Annotated in this window: 13 protein-coding genes and 1 pseudogene; 3 read left to right on the top strand and 11 right to left on the bottom strand. The window is 56.1% G+C overall.

Annotated features, from left to right (window positions below; all coding sequences use genetic code 11):
* Positions 1–165 precede the first annotated feature (165 nt).
* The 5 genes from SBC1_RS38720 to SBC1_RS38700 all read right to left on the bottom strand — a co-directional run bounded on the left by SBC1_RS38720 (position 166) and on the right by SBC1_RS38700 (position 8,753).
* The gene (locus tag SBC1_RS38720; protein WP_165989401.1) at positions 166–1,029 is read right to left on the bottom strand and encodes an alpha/beta fold hydrolase; all 864 of its coding nucleotides are present in this window, start codon (positions 1,027–1,029) and stop codon (positions 166–168) included.
* Between the two features lie 695 nt (positions 1,030–1,724).
* The gene (locus SBC1_RS38715; protein ID WP_165989399.1) at positions 1,725–2,447 is read right to left on the bottom strand and encodes an IS6 family transposase; all 723 of its coding nucleotides are present in this window, start codon (positions 2,445–2,447) and stop codon (positions 1,725–1,727) included.
* 404 nt (positions 2,448–2,851) lie between these two features.
* The gene (locus SBC1_RS38710) at positions 2,852–3,436 is read right to left on the bottom strand and encodes a DUF308 domain-containing protein (protein WP_165989396.1); all 585 of its coding nucleotides are present in this window, start codon (positions 3,434–3,436) and stop codon (positions 2,852–2,854) included.
* 1,102 nt (positions 3,437–4,538) lie between these two features.
* Positions 4,539–6,545 (bottom strand): bifunctional diguanylate cyclase/phosphodiesterase, encoded by a 2,007-nt coding sequence (locus tag SBC1_RS38705; RefSeq protein ID WP_243830345.1) that lies wholly within the window; start codon positions 6,543–6,545, stop codon positions 4,539–4,541.
* A 1,734-nt stretch (positions 6,546–8,279) separates the two neighbouring features.
* Entirely contained in the window at positions 8,280–8,753 is a 474-nt protein-coding gene (locus SBC1_RS38700; RefSeq protein ID WP_165989394.1) for an HU family DNA-binding protein, read from the bottom strand.
* 494 nt (positions 8,754–9,247) lie between these two features.
* On the opposite strand from SBC1_RS38700, the gene SBC1_RS38695 reads away from it, so the two are divergent.
* From SBC1_RS38695 to SBC1_RS38685, 3 genes and pseudogenes are all read left to right on the top strand, one after another.
* On the top strand, positions 9,248–10,075 hold the full coding sequence (locus SBC1_RS38695) for an H-NS histone family protein (protein WP_165989392.1): 828 nt from the start codon (positions 9,248–9,250) through the stop codon (positions 10,073–10,075).
* 751 nt (positions 10,076–10,826) lie between these two features.
* Positions 10,827–11,699: a hypothetical protein gene (locus tag SBC1_RS38690; RefSeq protein WP_165989391.1), complete on the top strand. Its 873-nt coding sequence runs from the start codon at positions 10,827–10,829 to the stop codon at positions 11,697–11,699.
* Positions 11,700–12,020 (top strand): annotated as a pseudogene (locus SBC1_RS38685) (hypothetical protein); the annotation flags it as partial.
* A gap of 791 nt (positions 12,021–12,811) precedes the next feature.
* Here the strand turns inward: SBC1_RS38685 and SBC1_RS38680 are convergent.
* The 6 genes from SBC1_RS38680 to SBC1_RS38655 all read right to left on the bottom strand — a co-directional run bounded on the left by SBC1_RS38680 (position 12,812) and on the right by SBC1_RS38655 (position 18,191).
* Entirely contained in the window at positions 12,812–13,405 is a 594-nt protein-coding gene (locus SBC1_RS38680; RefSeq protein WP_243830344.1) for a TMEM175 family protein, read from the bottom strand.
* Positions 13,320–13,595, bottom strand: a complete 276-nt coding sequence (locus tag SBC1_RS40785; RefSeq protein ID WP_165989386.1) for a TMEM175 family protein — start codon at positions 13,593–13,595, stop codon at positions 13,320–13,322. Before SBC1_RS40785 ends, SBC1_RS38680 begins: the two co-directional genes overlap by 86 nt.
* A gap of 1,237 nt (positions 13,596–14,832) precedes the next feature.
* Positions 14,833–15,827, bottom strand: a protein-coding gene (locus SBC1_RS38670; protein ID WP_165989385.1) for an IS630 family transposase whose coding sequence is annotated in 2 segments (ribosomal slippage) — positions 14,833–15,362 and positions 15,362–15,827 — 996 coding nt in all. Because the reading frame shifts where the segments join, the coding sequence is not laid out codon by codon here.
* Positions 15,828–15,902: 75 nt separating this feature from the next.
* Positions 15,903–17,255, bottom strand: coding sequence for a HEPN domain-containing protein (locus SBC1_RS38665; protein WP_165989383.1), 1,353 nt, complete (start codon positions 17,253–17,255; stop codon positions 15,903–15,905).
* Complete coding sequence (locus tag SBC1_RS38660; protein ID WP_165989381.1) at positions 17,224–17,775, bottom strand: IS630 family transposase; 552 nt, start codon at positions 17,773–17,775, stop codon at positions 17,224–17,226. Before SBC1_RS38660 ends, SBC1_RS38665 begins: the two co-directional genes overlap by 32 nt.
* Positions 17,772–18,191, bottom strand: coding sequence for a helix-turn-helix domain-containing protein (locus SBC1_RS38655; RefSeq protein WP_243830343.1), 420 nt, complete (start codon positions 18,189–18,191; stop codon positions 17,772–17,774). The genes SBC1_RS38660 and SBC1_RS38655 overlap by 4 nt, the downstream gene beginning before the upstream one ends.
* Positions 18,192–18,276 lie beyond the last annotated feature (85 nt).

The raw sequence follows: 18,276 nt of genomic DNA, 5'->3' as shown, positions 1-18,276 counted from the left end.
GTTAAAAGTCACGTCGCTTCCATGTCGATTGTCGACGATCTATGCGGAGGTGTCGAATGTCTGAAACTGGCCGAAACGAACCGTCAGCGCACGCGGATCTGATCGAACACCTTCATGGATTGGCCATCATGACGGTCACGGGGCCATCCACATCATGATTCGCTGTCAGCGGTGACACGCGACAGTATCCACGCCGCTGGCAGCAGCGACTTGCAAAATAGCATCAACCACAATATCGGGTCGCTCTACCTGAATGAAATGACCGCTTTTTGCCACCAACAAGTGACCCGATAGCGACTGGGCCGCGGTTCGCTGCTGTACATCGCGCCATAGCGCTTCTCGTTGTGGAGTGTCCTGATGGTCTGTAGCTACAATGACCATTAAGGGCACCGGGGGCAGGGGCGGCCCGGACAGCAGCGCAGCATTGGACGGGGCAACGCCGGCTTCCTCGGCAGCGTCTACCGTGCCCGATTTCGGCGGAACCTTTGAGACAAAAACTCCGGGCGGCTCAAGGGGGCTGGATGCATCAACAAGTACGATCCCAGCAACGCTATCCGGATGATTGCGGGCGAACGCCTGCACGTAGATCCCTGCAAGAGAATGCCCGACAAGTATGTAAGGCCCAAACAATCCTTTGGCGCGAAGTTGTTCTAACAAACGGTTTGCCACTTCGGCTGCAAGAACCGGTTTTCGTGAGGCGTCCCCTGCGGGAGCAGGTCCAGCGCTGGAGCGATCAAAAGTAACCACTGTGAAACATGGTGCAAGGTCTTGCGTGACGGACGACCAGCTACCTTGCGCGTTGCCCCCGCCTGATTGGAGCACGACTACAGGGCCGTGTCCTTCAACCGTGATCGCAGAATAAGGCGAGTTACTTGTAGCGAAGATGGGATTGCCAGGCTTGTTGTAGGAGGAACAGCCGACGGCTGAGAGCGACGCAGCTACCAAACCAACACAAAGACGGATATCCGTGCTCAGATAAATTTTGAAAAGTTGAAGGACAGCTTGTCGAAGGACAGTTAGTTTTTCCATGGCTGTTTCAAATGTCCAGTGCAACGGTTGGGTCGGACAGAATTTCGGACTTGGCGAAGTTGCCGATGAAGCCCTCGCCAAGCCCGTGACGACCGAGTGTCTGCGTGCCTGTGGCCACCCCTTTACACGATACGGCAAATCCGCATGCAATAAAGGACCTACAGGCTGTGTCGCAGGGATGCCCATAACTACACCACCGACTGCAGTACCAGCGCGTACGTTTTTCATGACTTGCATCGGGGAATCAATCTGTGTTGGAGTAATCGATTCGCGCAACCGCGGCTAAAGATCGTATCGATTGTCAACGCATTCGGCTGGTCTCCACATGGCCGACAGCGCCCCCAGCGCGTTCCCTCGGCAGACAAGCTCATCGCTTAGTGGGCTGATAGAAAGCCCACACGCCCGCGGAGACCTCTGCCGCAGCAAAACGACGGAGCCCACTTCCAGCCCCGATCGTAAAGATCCGCATGAGGTGCCGCTGCGATTCATATTGAGGGTGAGGCAGCTCAACAGGTAACTCGGGCGATCGAATCCAGTCGAACGACCAGGGGTTCCAGCCCGAGATTCTTATTTCCTCTCCCTCGGCGACCACGCCAACAGCCTCCCACGATTCCATGATTGCAGCCTCGATCACTTTAAACGGTTCTGTCGCAGTAAGACAAGATGGCCGTGCAAATACGATTGTTACGTATTGCTTATGAAGCGAGGGAGTAGAACTGGTTGGCGGCAGAAAGCGGCGTTTTGTTTGCGCACTTCATCTGCCCTTTCTTGATCATGTGCATGACTTCGATGCCGCTCAGAATGACACGCGCGCAGTCAAAGTCCTTGAACCCGAGCATCGGTCTAGTTCGACGCTTGATGGCCCGGTGGTCCTGCTCGACTATGTTGTTCAAATACTTGACTTGACGAACCTTGATGGGTGTCTCGCGCTCCGCGTTCACCGCATGCAGTGCCGCCAGATTAGAACCGCTTTTGTCGATGGTCACCGTCTCGGGCGAACCGTTCTGACCGATTGCCTTTTCAAAAAAACGCCTGGCAGCAACCTTGTCCCGCTTGGCTCTGAACAGAAAGTCGATAGTGTTACCCGCTTTGTCTACGGCGCGATAAAGATATTTCCACGAGCCTTTGACCTTGATATAGGTTTCATCCATGCGCCAGCTCTTGCCAACAGGGCGTTTGTGCTTGCAAAACGTCTTTTCGAACAGAGGCACCAACTTGATGACCCACCGATGCACCGTTGAATGATCGACGCCGATGGCGCGCTCGGCCATCATTTCTTCAAGATCACGAAGACTAAGCGAATAAGCCACATACCATCGCACGCACAGCAGCATCACATCCAGCGGATAATGAAGCCGCTTCAGAAGCTTGGCAATGCCCGCAGCAAGGGGCTTTCGCGGTGTCGCGGTCTTCTTCATTGTGGCCCGAAGCAAAGTGTTGGTAACCTGAACTTTATCGCAGCATCGTTATTGCGACAGAACCAGCTGACATACCGCGAGCCTTAGTCGCGCGATTGCTGCAGGTCGCTTTGCTGATGTTCGCAAACCCGAGCTCGGCGCATGGAAGATTCCACGCCGGAGCATCTAGAACAACGTGAAAACCGCCGTCGATCAGGTGCGTCCCGGCAAGTTGCGCGAGGTCAACGCGCGTTTCGGTGCGATGGTGAAGCCGATCGCTCTTACGAGTTGACCGAACCCGTAAGGACGCGGCCTCAAGAAACCGATTTTTTTGCCCTTAAAGCTCCTTGGGCACGAAGTATCCGAATGTCGCCACCCCAAGCCGTCACTACCCTGCGAAATGATAGGCGCGGCAATCCATCTATTTAGGTTCCCGAATTAAATTTGTGCCGCAGTTGTCCGACCGATAGCCACAGCGCGGAGACAAGAAAATAGATCGCGCCGACACTCGCGTAGCCGGCCACTTTTACAATCGCGGGAGGCACATTTGCGTGGGCCTGCGCGATGAAAAACGCGCCAGCCAGCGCCGACTGGCCTCCGCTCAAAATCATTGCCCATTGCGCACCAAAGCGCTTCCAGCGGCGAACGGCGGTTGCAAGCTGAAGTAATCCGGACAGAACGGCCCAGACTCCGAATACATCAAGCACCAAGCTTGTGTTGACGCTCAATACCACAATTACCGCGATCGCAATCGCCGCGCTAGCGAAGACGTTGAACGCCTGAGTAAGGTTTCCGCGCATTCCACCGCTACGTGACATGTCGACGTAATTGGCCAGCGCGTCCCATACGGGATAGATGACAAGCAGTGCGGCTCCTATCGCCGTGACATGCTGCCCAATGGTGAACGCGAGCGCGACCCACACGACAGAAAACGCGGCGCGGGTAAAGTAATAGTGTTTTAGCCAGCGCTCGCCCTGGAGGCGAGTGGTATCTGAAAGATGAGTAGCCATTGAAACTCCTCTAAGATTTTGTCGATTGCGTCGCCTTCAGCGATGCGCAGGGCTTTTGCTGCGTTGGGCTGTCGGCAGGACCGAGCTCGCGTCATCGCGACATGAAAGCTGCCCTGATAGAGATGATGGCATTCGGCCTGTCTCGACGGCATCGGTCAAATGACCGATGCGCTCTGAAAGCTTGGCGCATAGCGGTCAATCTGTTCTACCAGCATTGCGCTATCTATTCCGTTGACCGACGAAAACGTCACCTTTTCACGCAGTGCGCGTGTTCGATGCTGTGAAAGCGGCCTAATGGCTAATCGACGAGCTAACGTGAGCCGCAGTGATATAACAACGGTCAGTGCTCCGGAGCTGTGAGGCGCTCATTCTCTTTAAACCGAAGTCTGCCTGTGGCCGACCCTCCGCCCCACCGGCGATAGACCTTGCCCGACCGAGACCGGGTATTCGCCCGCCTCAAAAGCGCCGCTTCATGGGGGACAACCGATGTCCTTTAGGAAGAGGTTCCGGTAAATCCCAAGCAATGGGATTTGATCACTTTGGTTCTGCGTCGCATTGGGAATTGTGGGCTCGCTCTGACTCAATTGGATAACCAAATAAAACCCCAAAGCGCCCAATTCGCTTGGGCCTGTGTGCGTGGAATGCGCCAGAGTCCTTCAAGGTGTATTCGATACAAGGACGGCAGTACTGCCGCGCAGTCTCAGAAGCGCGCCTGGGCACTGGACAAGGCATGTCGTTCACGCTGCGTTTCGGTAGCGGCCAGAAAGCTGCAGGCGCGTTTGCGCTCAGGCAATCTCGCCACCTAACACACTATTAGGATGACTATGCGGTTTGATGGTGGAACGAGTACGAATCCCGACCATGTTGTCGAGCACGGTCCGATCGAGTGACTTGCGGGCGAAGGCAGCGGCTCGTTCAGAAATGTGCTGATACTAAAAATCAAAGCATAAAAGCCACTTGTCATTGAGGTACGAGACAATCTCTAATGACAGGTTTGCGCAATTACAACGTCGATCGAAACGCGCGCTATGGAGGGGTAGTCTGAGCCGTTAATAGCGTTCGGCTTGTGGCTATCGACCGTCTCAGCAACGTCATGGTGCGCTCAAGATGGGTAATAGCGTGGATTTTTCACTTCCTCTGTAAGGAGCGACAATGCTTCCTCAGCTGACATCGGCCTGCCAAATAAGTAGCCTTGCATCTTCCGGCAACCCAGGTCCCTCAGGATACGGACTTGATCTTCTGTCTCCACGCCCTCGACAACGCAATCGAGATTGAGGTTTCGACATAGATCAACGACCGATTTCACCACTTTTTGACTCGTGGTGTTTGTCGCGATCTCTCCGACAAAACTTCTATCAATCTTTATCTTGTCCAATGGGAGCCTATGCACATAGCTCAGACTCGAGAATCCTGTGCCGAAGTCGTCCAGCGAAATATGGACGCCAAGTTGCTTCAGGAGTCGAAGTGAGTCGCTTGCCACATCGAAATCACTCACGAGCGCTGTTTCTGTAATTTCCAGTTCGATTCGTTGCGCAGGCACGCGACTCGCCGAGATGATTTCGATGATCCTCCTGGTCGCTTCGGGAGACTCGATATCGCGCGTTGACAGATTAAACGAAATTCGCACGTGATCCGGCCATTGCTTCGCACTTTCAAGCGCCCTTTCCAGCAAAATCTCGCTAATCAGCAGGATGCGATTCGATCGCTCTGCATGCCTTATAAATTCCGCTGGTGGAACCTTGCCTATCGTACTGTTAGTCCAGCGTGCCAGCGCCTCGAAGCCCGCAATGCGAGTTGCGGGTAACTCAATGATGGGCTGAAAATCCAACGATAATTCGCGCTCAAGATCAGCTTGCGCCAACGCTTGCTCAACCAGACCTGATCTGCGCCGCTCGATCTCATGATCCGCTGAGAATATTACTGGCTTGCCCCTCGAATTTTGCTTGGCGTTGTATAACGCGTAGTCGGCTCGTTCAAACAGCACGTCGACGCGTTCGACTCTACCCCGCGATACGGCGAATCCGATCGAGGCAGACAGCCGGGCAGTCGTATCCGGCAAATGGTAAGGCAGCCGCAGTGCACAGCAAATCTCCGTTCCACGATGGGTAATCTCATCGTTGGAAAGATCCCCGCGGAGCAACACACCGAACTCATCACCTCCGAGGCGCGCCAGGAAAGCGGACGAATCCTCGAATTGCTGCAATCGGCGCCCTACTTCTGCAAGCACCCAATCGCCGCTGGCATGACCGTAAGCGTCGTTCACCAGCTTGAAGCCGTCAAGATCCACCAGACCGATCACCGCAACTCCGCCATCCTGAAACATCGATGGCCCGGCGCCTTCCAGACAAGCTAAGAATGCGCGTCGATTCGGCAGTCCAGTCAACGAGTCGAGATTCGCCAGCCGGAAGTTTTCGTCACTGAGACGCTGAGTCTCAATCTGCCTCAAATGCAACTCCTCTCGGGATTCAATCAATCTGGCAAAGTCCCGGTAATAGGTCAGCAATATAACGACCATCGCGACCGATACGAGAAAGAGGTTGACCGCGATCGAGACGAATACAGGTTTCCCGGTCGACAGAAAGAAAATCACGAACGGTATGATCACAATTACAGTCAGCGATAGCGCCGCCGCTCGCAGATGCATCAGACAAAAAATGCACCCGATGACCGTAATCGCCATGTAAAAAGCGACGTGGATTTGCTGATATGCATCTCCGTACGGATACAGGCTGAGACTCCATGCAGTAAAAAACACGGCAAGTACCGCTGCGAGACGAACCGTCCGGCGCAAGCGTCTTGCCGCCGTAGCCGCATCGACGTCATGGTGGCGAGTGCGCAGCCACCAAGCGAAGCGGACAACGCAAACTAGGCACAGAAATGCTGGCACCCATATGGAAAGAGGGGCTGGAGTCGAGTGGACGTGGGTGATTGCCAGTCCTGCAGTGTTTGTTACCAGAATGAAGTACAACAACGGTATCTGTCGAGAGAGCGCGATGAACTGAGAGCGCGTCAGCGAGGCATTTTCCCCGGACACGCGGAACATCGATATACATGCGCTAAAGGTACCTCGCCAGCGAGGAAACCCCATGCGGAGAATTTGGTCGACCATGACTACGTTGCGTCCTTGTGGGGGATTTCTTGGATTGACTCGCTCCACTCCAAGCGGCAAAGCGACTTCTCCATGTATTGGTCAGCGACTCACGGAGTGGACTTCCGGTAAAACAAGCTCCCTTGAGCGCGACAACGAAAGGCTCCAATGTCCGTCGCGTCGCCCGCACGACAATCCGCGCTGCTTTCCCGTAGACCGAATTAAAAGTGTCACCGCCCGGACCTCGAAGCATCGGGCCGAGGCGCCGCTGAGGTGACACTTTTGCTTGCAGTCGGAACGACGTAAAACTGTCACTTCGCATAGGTCCGTATTAACTTTGTCACTTCGCATCGTGCTTGGTGCCTTTTTCCTTAACTCTATGATTTTGCGGATGATTCTCGATCGCGACCGGCGGTTGCCCGTCACCTGTGCCTGCCGCATGGGCGCGCGCTTGGGAGGCGCCATCAGCAGTTCTTGCTTAACCGTAGAGGGCCGAGGAGTAGCGTTGTGTGACTGCAACTAAGGATATACAGTTAGGAATACCACATAGATTCAATCTGATCCAGAGCGATGCCGTGCATCAGATATGATAGAACCCAAAGCAAGGGGTTCTATCCAGTGACCGAGGTATATTCAACCTGTGAGTTCGGTCGCAGGGAGCGGGTCAACTACTGGAGCTGAACCGCTTACGCAGCAAGGGATACAGGCCGGCACGGAGGTTCTAGCGAGCGCCTCGGTCATGTCCTTCTGGGACACCGATGGCAGTACAATTCACCGCATCCTTTCGTACCGAAGGCGGTCCCACCTGCTATGCCGCCACACCGTTGCGCCGCGGCCATAGATCAGGATTACGTATAATAAAATCATAAAGAAAGAGTACGATCTTCATGCTTTCCCTAGGCTTGCTTTTGCGCTCCGCAACGCAGGAAAGCGACCCAAGCGGATTACACAGTGACACGCTCGCGGACCGGCGGCAGTGACGATTTTCCTTCGCTCGCGCTAAGTCATTGAACCGGCGCGCTTTTTTTGCGAAAGTGACTGACCAACACGCGAAGTGACAGTTTTATTGCCGAAGTTGTGACACTTTTAAAGCGGTCTACGGCAGGCAGCGCCCTTGCCTACAGAGAGGCCGGTCGATGTCATGTGGCTGTCGCGCCCGGTCCAATAGACGGGTTGCTTCGCTCCGTCCCACCTTCAGTCGCGGACGGTTGTGTCAGGGGCTTACACGGGCACCGACTCATCACATTGGAGAGACCAATGCTGCGAATCCGTAGCCTTCGAGTTACCGCGCAGTTGGCAGACATTGAGATGAGCGCCGAGTACTGCGCGCAGGCCGGACGTCTTCGCATTCTTAGAGATGGCGCTCTCGTGCGCGAGTGGTTTGCGCCAAATACGTGAGTGGCCATTGCGTCAGTCGCCGGCGCCCGCATTGCGGTACACGGTCCGATTCGAATGAGCTTCGCGCGTCGTTGGAGAGCCAGATATCGCTGCTGCGCATCGGCTAGTCTTCACTGCTCTCTGGACTGGCAACCAGAGCAATTGGTGTCGTTGCCTACGAAGAAGATAGCCGGCGTCAGGTGGTTTGCAAGTTGGCGCTTGGCCGTCACCCGAGGGCGTGGATGGCAGCTGGCTCGCTGCCGCCAACCATTATTTGCAATCCCATCGCCGCGTCGACGTCGTCCACCACGACGGCGAATGGAAAACGCCCCTCGGATTTTTGTCGCGAGGGGCGCTATCACGTCAGAACAGTTTCACTTACAGCGCGGCGTCCTTCAGCTTCTTCAGCGGGCGCACCTTGAGGCGCACCGAAGCCGGCTTCGCTGCAAACCATTTGTCTTCACCCGTGAACGGATCCTTGCCGAAGCGCTTCTTCTTAGCCGGCACGTCTTGCGCGACCACCTTCAGCAAGCCCGGCAGGGTGAACTCCTGCGCGCCTTTCTTGTGAATCGAAGCGAGCACCGTTTCTTCGAGGGCCGCCAGCAACGCCTTGGCTGCTTTTGGCTCCACGCCCGAGCGCTCGGCCAGGTAAATGGTCAGCGATGCCTTCGTGAACGTATCCTTGATCGGTTTCAAGGGAGATGCCGCAACCGGCTTCTTCACTGCTGGTGCGGCCGCTTTCTTCGCGACTGGCGCAGCTTTCTTGCTGACAGTTGGCGCTTTTTTCGTAGCGGGCGTTCCCGCTTTCTTCGTAGCGGGAGCCGCGGTTTTCTTCGTAGCGGTTGTTGCCATGAATGCCTCTCTTCTCGTCAAAGGTTGCCCAAGGCCTTTGCCTTTGCGCCGTCACCGACTAACGCAAAGGTACAAATTCTCGGGTTGGGCGCCAGCGTAACAACACCGACATGAAGACGCAACGTCCTAGATCTTTATTGAGGGGGTTATTTGAATGAAAGTCACGAAAATGGCGACCTGTACCTCGCTTCTTGGAGGCGCTTCAGTAAAACCCTTCTTCAACAGGGCTTCGGGCCATGCTCAAAGACGGTCAAATCGAACGACAGCCCTACTCTCGGACGGTCGCTGCTTTGCGAGAAACAGCGCCTCCTCTCGTATGGAGCCGGCGTTATCGGGCGTGCACAAACGATGGCACATAACCTCAAATCGCAACGGACCTTCACCGGTACGACCGTCATCGTTGGTTGCATCTGCGTAACGCGAAGACCCTATCAGTGCTTTCACACAACCGACGCTCATGGCATAGTGCGGCCATATCCATTAAGGAGCTCTCAATGCCCACCCTCGAACAGATCCAAGAAAAGATCAAGAAATTGCAGGCACAAGCGGATACGTTGATTGCAAGAAAGGCACAAGCAGCGGTCGACCAAATTCGAAAAATTATGCTGACGCACGGGTTGACCACCGTCGACATCGAAGTTAAAGCAAAGGCGAAGCGCGAAGCTAAAGCGGCGAATGGGAGCACGCCAAACATCAAGGCGAAGGTTGCCCGTAGTCTAAAAGGCGGCACCCCGCCGAAGTATCAACATCCTAAGACAGGCGCCACCTGGACCGGCCACGGTCGCGCGCCGGCGTGGATTGCGGATGCAAAGGACCGCACCAAGTTCCTGATTGTGAGCGGTACTGACGCCGTTCGCGCGGCGAGCGTGAGCCCTGTGAGCAAGACCAAAAAAGCCTCAGTAGCTGCAGGCGCACCTGCTTCCAAGGGACAGCGTAAAGGACCGCAGCCGGCAAAATACCTCGACCCGAAGTCTGGAGCCACATGGAGCGGACGTGGTCCGGCGCCCTCGTGGCTTGCAGCAGCGAAGGACCGAACGAGGTTTCTCGTTGACGGTGCCAACAGCAGTTCAGCGGAATCGGGTAGCGCGAAGCTTGCTGGCAAAAAAACTCCAGCCAGGAAGATAGCTGCGAAGAAAGCGGTAGCTTCGAAGCCAGTTGCGAAGAAGGCCGTGACTGCGAAGACTGTGAGTAAGAAAATTGTGGTGAATGCGACGCAGAAGGCAGCCGCAAAAAAGGCGCCGACGAAAAAAACGCCGCCAAAGAGCACAGCCGTGAGCAGCCCGTCGGCAGTTCTCGAAACTAGTGTCGGCTCAACGACCTGAAGGTGATCGCCCGGTTTGACCAGCGACTGCTTGCCACGCCGGGCGAACGAAGAACACGACGTCTTATTGGCGCTGTAATAAGGAACCGGTGCCAATCCTTTCATCAAAGCAGTGTCTAAATTTTCTTCGGCAGTGGGGACGTGCCCGCTCCACCAACGATGGCCGCTCAGCGCAGCTACGCCGCGCGATCTGCCAAGACCTATCTGTTCGAGTCGGCGTGATCCCGGTTTCCGAAGTTTCAGACGCTTCGCCGTCTAAGCTAGCGGCAACGCACGGAAGTGCTGTCGGCATTGCGCCCGACCACTGCAGACGTCGCATTGATCTGCGCTCTCCCCTATTCCGTCGATGTCCCCAATCTCGTGAGAACCCTGAGGGTCCCCCGCCGAACTTCAAAGCGCATTATGTTTGAGGAGCAGCCACGAAGTGACACTCGATTCCGCCAGTCCGTCTTTACGCTTCAGGCAATCTTGCGCTGAGACTGGATTTCACGCGACGTTGTTCCAGTTTGCCGCATTCACGTATTGTCCGGTCCATCATCGCACCCTGCGTGACACCTCTGGATTCGATCAAAACCAGCCTCCGCAATCCCGTCTCGAGACCTCGTTCGATGGCCGTATCAGGCCGATCATCCCCTGCTCGATTACGCCGATCCTTGACGGCCGGCGTCGCTCCGTCCAATCAATCCCGAACGGTAGATGTCGATGGCATAATTGGCTTTCACTTGAACAGCCGCCGGCTCCCGATATCAAGCATGCAACTCGATATTTTTGCAGACAGCCGCGATGTGATGCTGCGCAACGATGTCCTGAGCGCGCTGCAACGCTACGACGCGCACGAGACACAGCAGACCCTTCGGCGGCTGAGTGACGAGTATCCTGATGACGACAGCATTCCCCAACTGACCGATCTGGCCGGAGCTCTCGATCTGCGGTCAACCATCGCGTTCTCCAAGCATGAGGTCGCGGCTGAAGCACGGTGTGCCCTCGTTGAAAAAACCACGCCGGCGGCCCTGCGCATGTGGAGCGAACATGCGGGCAGCAGATGGCTTCTACCCCTATGGCGGGAACTGGCGCAGCGCGCGACTTCGCTGCCCTTCCGAGCCGATTCGACCGACACGCATGCAGCAGCGCTATGGCTGAAGGCAGGCGGTTGGTCGGATGCGCGCAACGCGGTCCTTACTATCGAATCATGGCGTCGCATTCCAGCGCCTTTAGCATGGATGGCCGAAGCCTCCTACCGGCTCGACGCACTGGAGGACACATGGCCCCTCCTGGCCGAACTCGCATGGCTCGCGCCGGAGCGCTGTGCCGGACTTGTCGAACGAATGGGCGACAAGTCGTTGGATTCGTTGCTCAAGAAGTTTTATACGAGCTTTGAAGGCGCCGGCGATATCACGGATATCGCTTGGTTCCCTGCCTGGATTTTGATCGAGAGACCCGCTCTCGCGCGCCTCCTGATCGCAGCGCAGCCCTCAACGCAGACGAGTCCGGAACGCGCGATGCGACTCCTGCTTGAACTGCTCAACCTTGAGCGACAAGGTCGCCACTACGACATTTTGGATTACCGCAAAAAGCTTCAGGGCTTGCAGGCCTCGCTCTACTTGTCCTACATGAGCACTCGCTGATTGAAAACTCCAACGGTCCGAAGTAGCTCCCACAAGTGGGCATTCGCTTCCCACTTTCGACGTCAGGCTTTCGGTTGGCGCTCAGCGCTGCCGATTCAACGTCTGAAGGAAGCGGTAACAGAAATCAAGCACGCGGCGCGCACCGACCCTATTCTTGCGGCCGACGGCGCAGTTCCGCTTCTCGAAAAGGTCTCGCCCGCGCTGGAGCAAGTCAATAGCTCCTCCGGCGCACTGGGAAGCGCAGTGATTCGCGCCATCGACGTACTCGTCCCGATCATCGCCGCGCCGGACGTTACAGAATCCGTGCGCGACGCCTGGCTTGGGCTAACGCACGGTTAGTTAGACTCGAAAGCACGGAATTGCTTGGACTACCGGGAATCGGCAGCAACGGTCAACAGAAGCGGTGGCCATAGGGTGGTCGTCCTGGGAAGGCGACCGGCGCTTTGCGACCCCCGTTGAATACGCTCGCGGTGGAAAGCTGAAGTCCGCCGCGTGTCGGTAACGCACTGCTGCTGTCGGTAAAAAGAATTCCTCCCACAGAGGGCCGCTGTCAGTAAAAATGCCTTTGCGTTTAAAAGGGGCGCTTCGTTCGTTTGTGGAGCGGCCCGAAGCACGACGAGATTGAACCGCAAGAAACGGAGTTTTTTTAGGTGCGCACAGTGATAGGTTGATGTCTCTGTAGAGGACGCTTCCCGTCAAGCGACAAGCGAGTCGCTACCGGCAAGGTCAACGAAGGTAGATATCATCAACAGGAGTCCAATCATGTTGCCGTTGCTTTCTTTTCATGCGTTGGTTGCGCATCGAGGGGACGGATTACGCCCGGAGCTGCTCGCCCTGCTCCAACGTGATTCCCAGCCTCAGACGCCTCCCGCGGAGGTCAGCCAACAACCCACGTCAATCCAGAAGGGCGTGGGAGCAGGACTCATCCCGGACGATCCAGCCGCCGAATAATGTCGGACCGTCCGAGCGGCAGTTCATCCTGATGATGTGGCGTTCGAACTTGTCTAATCATCCCCATGCGGGTGGAGAGTCGACCGACCGGACAACGCAGACCGTCTCTCGACCGTCTGCGTTGTCCGGTCGCAGGGCACGCCGATCACCTCGCCCAGCATTCAGCGGTTCGAATAGATGCCCTGGCTCGTCAAGGCGTAGTAGCCCACAACCAAGATGAAGATCCCAACCGCGAGAAGCGGGTGAACAAACCAACCTAGCACAGCCGCAACGAAGTAAAGCAGGATGCCAAGCGCCGGTCGAAGCACCTGCGACGCAAAAGCAGCCGCTGGCAGGTGCGGCTTCAAGAGTTCAGGATGGCGATGCAAATGCCGAAAAGCAGGGAGCCACGATGCCGACATCAGTCCGGCTATTAAGGCATAAAGCACCACGGCTGCCTTCTGATCCATAAGGTTACCGTCGCGGAATCCACCCGCCAGCACGCCGGTCGGAAACGGGATCAAGGCTGCGGTGCCAACGATGCCAAGATTGAAGCAGTTGAGCGTCACATCCACCTTACAGAGACGCTCGAACATGTAGTGATGGTTGAGCCAGATGATTCCAACGTAGATGAACGCAATCGCGTAGGCCAAGTAGGAAGACCATTCCGCCAGAAGCTCTTCGCCCAATCTAACCCGGCGCCGCATTCGGGCGGTGGATTTCCAGGACAAGTAGCGTAATGATGATCGCGAAAGCCCCATCACTGAAGCTTTCAATACGGCGTGGCTCCGGAAGGCCAAACTCGCTTCTTATCTCTGCAGCCTGTGCCGTCTCAGCGTTGGGCCGCGGGAGCGGAAACGACGGATCAGCATTCTGGGCGGGTGTGTTACACGCACCCCGGGCCTTGCACCAACAGGTTTTCGACCAGCGTTCGAAGAAAGACTTATATGCTCCCAGTACTGACATGGTGAGTCCCTTTCGTAGAGTCATTTGAAGCGCTCGGAGCATATCCATCGGAACGGCCAGAGCGCATGCTGGGACAGTATCGTGATCGTCAGTTTGAGACGCTCCGTTCCTTGCTTTTTAAATCGATAGCTAGCATTGCTTCAGATCTCCACAACGGCGGACCCGTGTATGGGCGGGTGTGGCTGCATGTGGCCGAACCCGGTCCGATGTTGAACTAGCGGAGTAGGCTGTCGTTGATCGGTCCGCATCGGGCAGGAGTCGACCCGTTGCGGACGGCCGGCTCATTTGGTTGAGCGGCCGCTGCTATTGAGACTTCCATAGTGCGACACGTGTCGCCGTCCGCCGAGCGTGAATCGGCATGCAGTAACGGATGGCAAAGCTCTTTTCTGCCTTGTCACATTCAGCATCGCAATACTGGAGGTTGAAGCTGTGACCTGCTGTGCGACCAGCAGTTGCCTACCCGGACATGCGTGATTGGTAACGATCGGGTATGAAGCTCCGGGGACAATGTACTTTTCGAAAGACGGCTCACCCTGGTGACAGGGAAGGATTCGACACTGCCAGCAGTCGCGCGGTGTGAAGGCTAGGCAAGTTCCGCATGCACAACATAAGTGAATTGCCGTTTTAACCCTCGTAATCTCAGAAGAGCCCAAACTGCTGAATGGCTCTAACCAAAAGGTGTGTGGCTGGTTGCACTTCTTATGGATGAGTGCACGTCGCCAGATATGCCACCGGGGGATAGGCAGGTGCTAAACGGATAGGCCCGACAACAATCGGGTCGGCAGGATTGGGAACGTGGTAACCCCGATTTCCCGCCCTTGCTCCAAGGTATCGGAGTAGCGGCAAGTAACCCGCAAGGGGAGCTGTTGGGGAAGCGGGCATGAGAACGCGGAGAAAGCGAATGACGACCTGTAATAGGTCGTATAGGGGTTCCAGATTTGCCCCGGCCCGAAAGGGTGCAGACTTCCACGTGGTGCAGTTGTCGCAGGCCAGCATTTGAGATTCAACGAAGGGCAGCTTGTGAGTAACCGGTCTGACTACGGTTCAGCGCCCTTCGCCTTAGCGATGAGGCGAATCGACGATGTGACGTTTGCGAAGGGCTTGCGCTGCAATGGCAAGACCGGCGTCAGTATGGCGCTTAACGCTGTGCTCGAGCTGTATGCAGGGAAACTTGCACGTACAGTTCTTCGGGGGCCGCGTTTCTGAGAGGGAACGCGGCTACCCACTATTCATGACATTACCAGAGCGTAGCCTGCATCCAGCACGCTGCAATGATCGAGGGTCGCTTTTGAGCGCTCTTGAGTTTGTTGCGCGCGGTGAACTGCAACTCGCTCAGATCGTTAGGACAGTAGTTGGCCAGCCCATGTCGCTTGAGCCACGCCCACAGATATTCGACCGGATTGAGGTCCGGGGCATAGGGAGGAAGAAAGGCGATTTGGATGTGCCCGTTCAGTGCATCGAGATAGTCGCGCACCAAGCGGCTGCGATGCGCCTTCAAACCATCCCAGATTACCAGCAGAGGTTGCTTGAGATGGGCCTTGAGTGCTTTGAGAAATTCGACGATCTCTTCCTTGCGGATGCTGCCCTCGTGCAATCTGAACAAACAGTTGGTGCGCGTGAGTCCGGCGATCACCGAGACGTGATTCCAGTTGAAGTGAAACTGGATGACCGGCGTCTGACCCTTGAGCGCCCAGGTGCGCACGCGCGTAGGGCGCTCGCTGATTCCGGACTCGTCTACAAAGACAATCAGTCGACCTTCTCGACGGGCTTTTTTTTGAGAGCCGGCCACGTACTGCGTTTCCAACTGCGCACTGCATCTTCGTCGCGCTCGATGGCCCGCTTCTCAGGCTTTTGCACGCTAAAGCCCAAGGCGCCCAGGATTCGCCAGATTTGCGTTTGGCCGAACTTGACGTCGTACAGCCGTTCGATAAGCCCTCCCACACGCTTGAGCGTCCAAAGCTCTGTACCAAAGCCGTGCTCGGTAGGCTTTTGCAGAATGGCTCGGCGCAAACCTTCCAACTGGGACTCGTCCAGTCTGGCAGGACGGCCCCTCGATGGCACCCTACGCAACGCTTCGATCCCGCCTTCATCGAGCAAGGCCTTCCACGTGTACACGGTTTGCCGGGCCACCCCCACTTCGAGTGCGACTTCGGCAGGCTTTTTCCCCTTGAGCAGCAGTCGCGCTGCACGCAATCGTTTCTTTGTCGCCTCGTCCGATAGCCTCTTGACCATGCCTCATACCCCCAAACAGTTCATTGAAGATATAACGCGCCGGGCTCCAATTGGTTGTCATGTTTTACGGAAATATCAATAAGCGCCGTTCAATGCGGTCGAGAGAGCGTCCACACGTTCGCGATAACTCCATCGAAACGATGCGAACAAATGGTTGGCTGAATGGGGATGTGCCGCCCACGCTCTCGCATCCCATCCAGAATCGATGAAGTCCGAGGCGGCGAAGATGAATTCCAACGTGTCTGTGAGAAATGGCACGAACGGCTCAACGCTTGGATAGTTGATGCCGTCTAAGCTCCCATGCACAAAGTAGTTTCGCAGCCTCACGGCGAGTGTTGCTACGCGTGCAAGCTCGAGAGGCGCATATCCGAGATGCATAGCGACTTTGTTTGCATGGTGAAGTACTTTCTTGGTAAGCGACGGCCTATTCATCCGACCCAGTGCCCCTAGCACGGACTGGCGCTCCAAGCCCTCAGGCAGCTTTCTGAATATTTCTCTGCACTTTTTGCGAGCTTCCTCGAGATCTGGCGAAAGCCCGGATGACGATCCACCGTTTTCCGGCGGAAGGATATCGAACATATTCGCGACAGCCACTAGCCGGTCTATGCTGTAGGAACGGCCTTTCCCAATCCCGTCAACAAACCTAATTCGGGCGGTCTTCCAAGTGACCTCTCGCTCAAGCCAGCTGCGAAGGACCTTGGAAAACTCGTCAGGGTGGCGGACTGGAGCTAATGGTACATCACCGGGATGCGGCGCATCTGTCTGCCTCTTCGGGTTTTTCGGAGCGTGTTTCCAATAGAGATCGAGAACCGCTGGCATCACTATGCCGTCGCGAAGCTCTCTACCTTTGTCGGCCAACGTCAACTGGATCGATTTGATGGATTGCCGTCTTCCGGCCGCGACCGAAAGAAAGCGATAGATGGACATCAATCTGCTGATACATGTATCGAAATCTACGGGTGCCTCGAACGCCAGTTCCGCGTACATGCGATTTTTCACGAGGGTTCCCGTGCCGCCCATTCGGAAAGTAGGTTGATGATAGACCCGAAAGCAGCCGAATATGGTATCGACGCGAACGACATCGTGTCTTCCATTGAAGTAAAAGAAGTCAGGTCGTTCCACCAGTTGAGCACCGTGCCTGAATTTCGCGTCTGCTTTGATGGTGTCGATTGTTTGTTCGGATAGGAATGCATGACCGAATGCCTCGTAATCGTGGAAAAGCGTTGCTATGTCTTGCGTTGTGAACCTCACGGTTGCCAAGCACGCACTGTCTGGATCCAGATGATGGTCACCAATCGCAACGAAGTTGGGCAGCACTTCTGCCGAGTAAAACCGCTCCTCGTTTCCCCCGGCAGAACGAGATGAAGCGGAAACGCTGCGTATGCAACTTAAGTGTTCAGGCGAAACGGATTTCAAATTCTGAGCCATAGCCGGCGAGCAGCTTCGCGATCTCAGCATCGATGGTTTCCTTCGTCCAGGTGACGAAACGTCGCCAGTGATACTTGGCGTGCTTCCAGACGATTTCAATCAGGTTCAGCTCGGGACTGTAGGGCGGCAGATAGAAGAGCACCATGCGATGCTCGAGAAACCACCGGTCGATCCTTTCCTGATCGATGTTGTGATGAATCGAGGCATTGTCGAGCACCACGACCGTCATCAAACCGGGCTTGCCTTCCTGCGCGATCTGATCAAGAAACTGGATAATGTCGGGGCGTTTTATGGTTGCCTTGCGGGCTTCATGCCTGAGCAGGTTCGCACCGAAATCAAATGCACCGAGGACCGAGCGTCTGCAATGCGGCTGAGGAACAACACGGTGTGGCTCACCAATGGGCGACCAGCCACGTTGCACCGGCGGCGAAGCGGAGAACCCCGACTGGTCGAAGTAAATCAGGCGGCACGCCCCATCGCGAGCGGCCTGCTGCAACTTTGAGAGCGTGTCTGCTTTCACGGCGAACTCCTGTTCGTCGCGTTTTTTTTGAGCGAGTAGCGGCCACGCTTGTAGGAAAACCCGGCGCGCCTGAGCGCCACCGACAGCGTTTCCAGGCGGCATGGCAAAGGCTGGCCATGTACCTCCTCAATGCGCAGCGCAATCTGCCTGAGTGTCATCGATTCGGCGCGGGCCGATTCGACGGCAGTGGCGACCAGCGCATCAGACAATGCGCGGGGCCGCCCGCCCTTATGTCCGCTCAGCAAACCACACAGGCCCCTGTCGTTCCAGGAATGCGCCCAGTTGTACACCGACTTGTCGCTCACCTCGAGCTCAACGGCGATCTCATGAACCCGCCGTCCGCCGGCAAGCTCCAGCAGACCCAGCCCACGGGTCCGAAAGTCTTGATGAGGATGCTTGCGCGACAGCTGTTGCAAGATCTTCTTCTCCGGTTCAGTCAATTCAACGGCACATTTCACGGGCAGGCAGGCGGTCAGGATCAGATTGCCTCTCAGACTCGCC

The organism is Caballeronia sp. SBC1 (assembly GCF_011493005.1).
Classification (GTDB): Bacteria; Pseudomonadota; Gammaproteobacteria; order Burkholderiales; family Burkholderiaceae; genus Caballeronia.
Note: the sequence above shows the minus strand (reverse complement) of the source record. Positions and strands in the feature narration are given on the sequence as shown.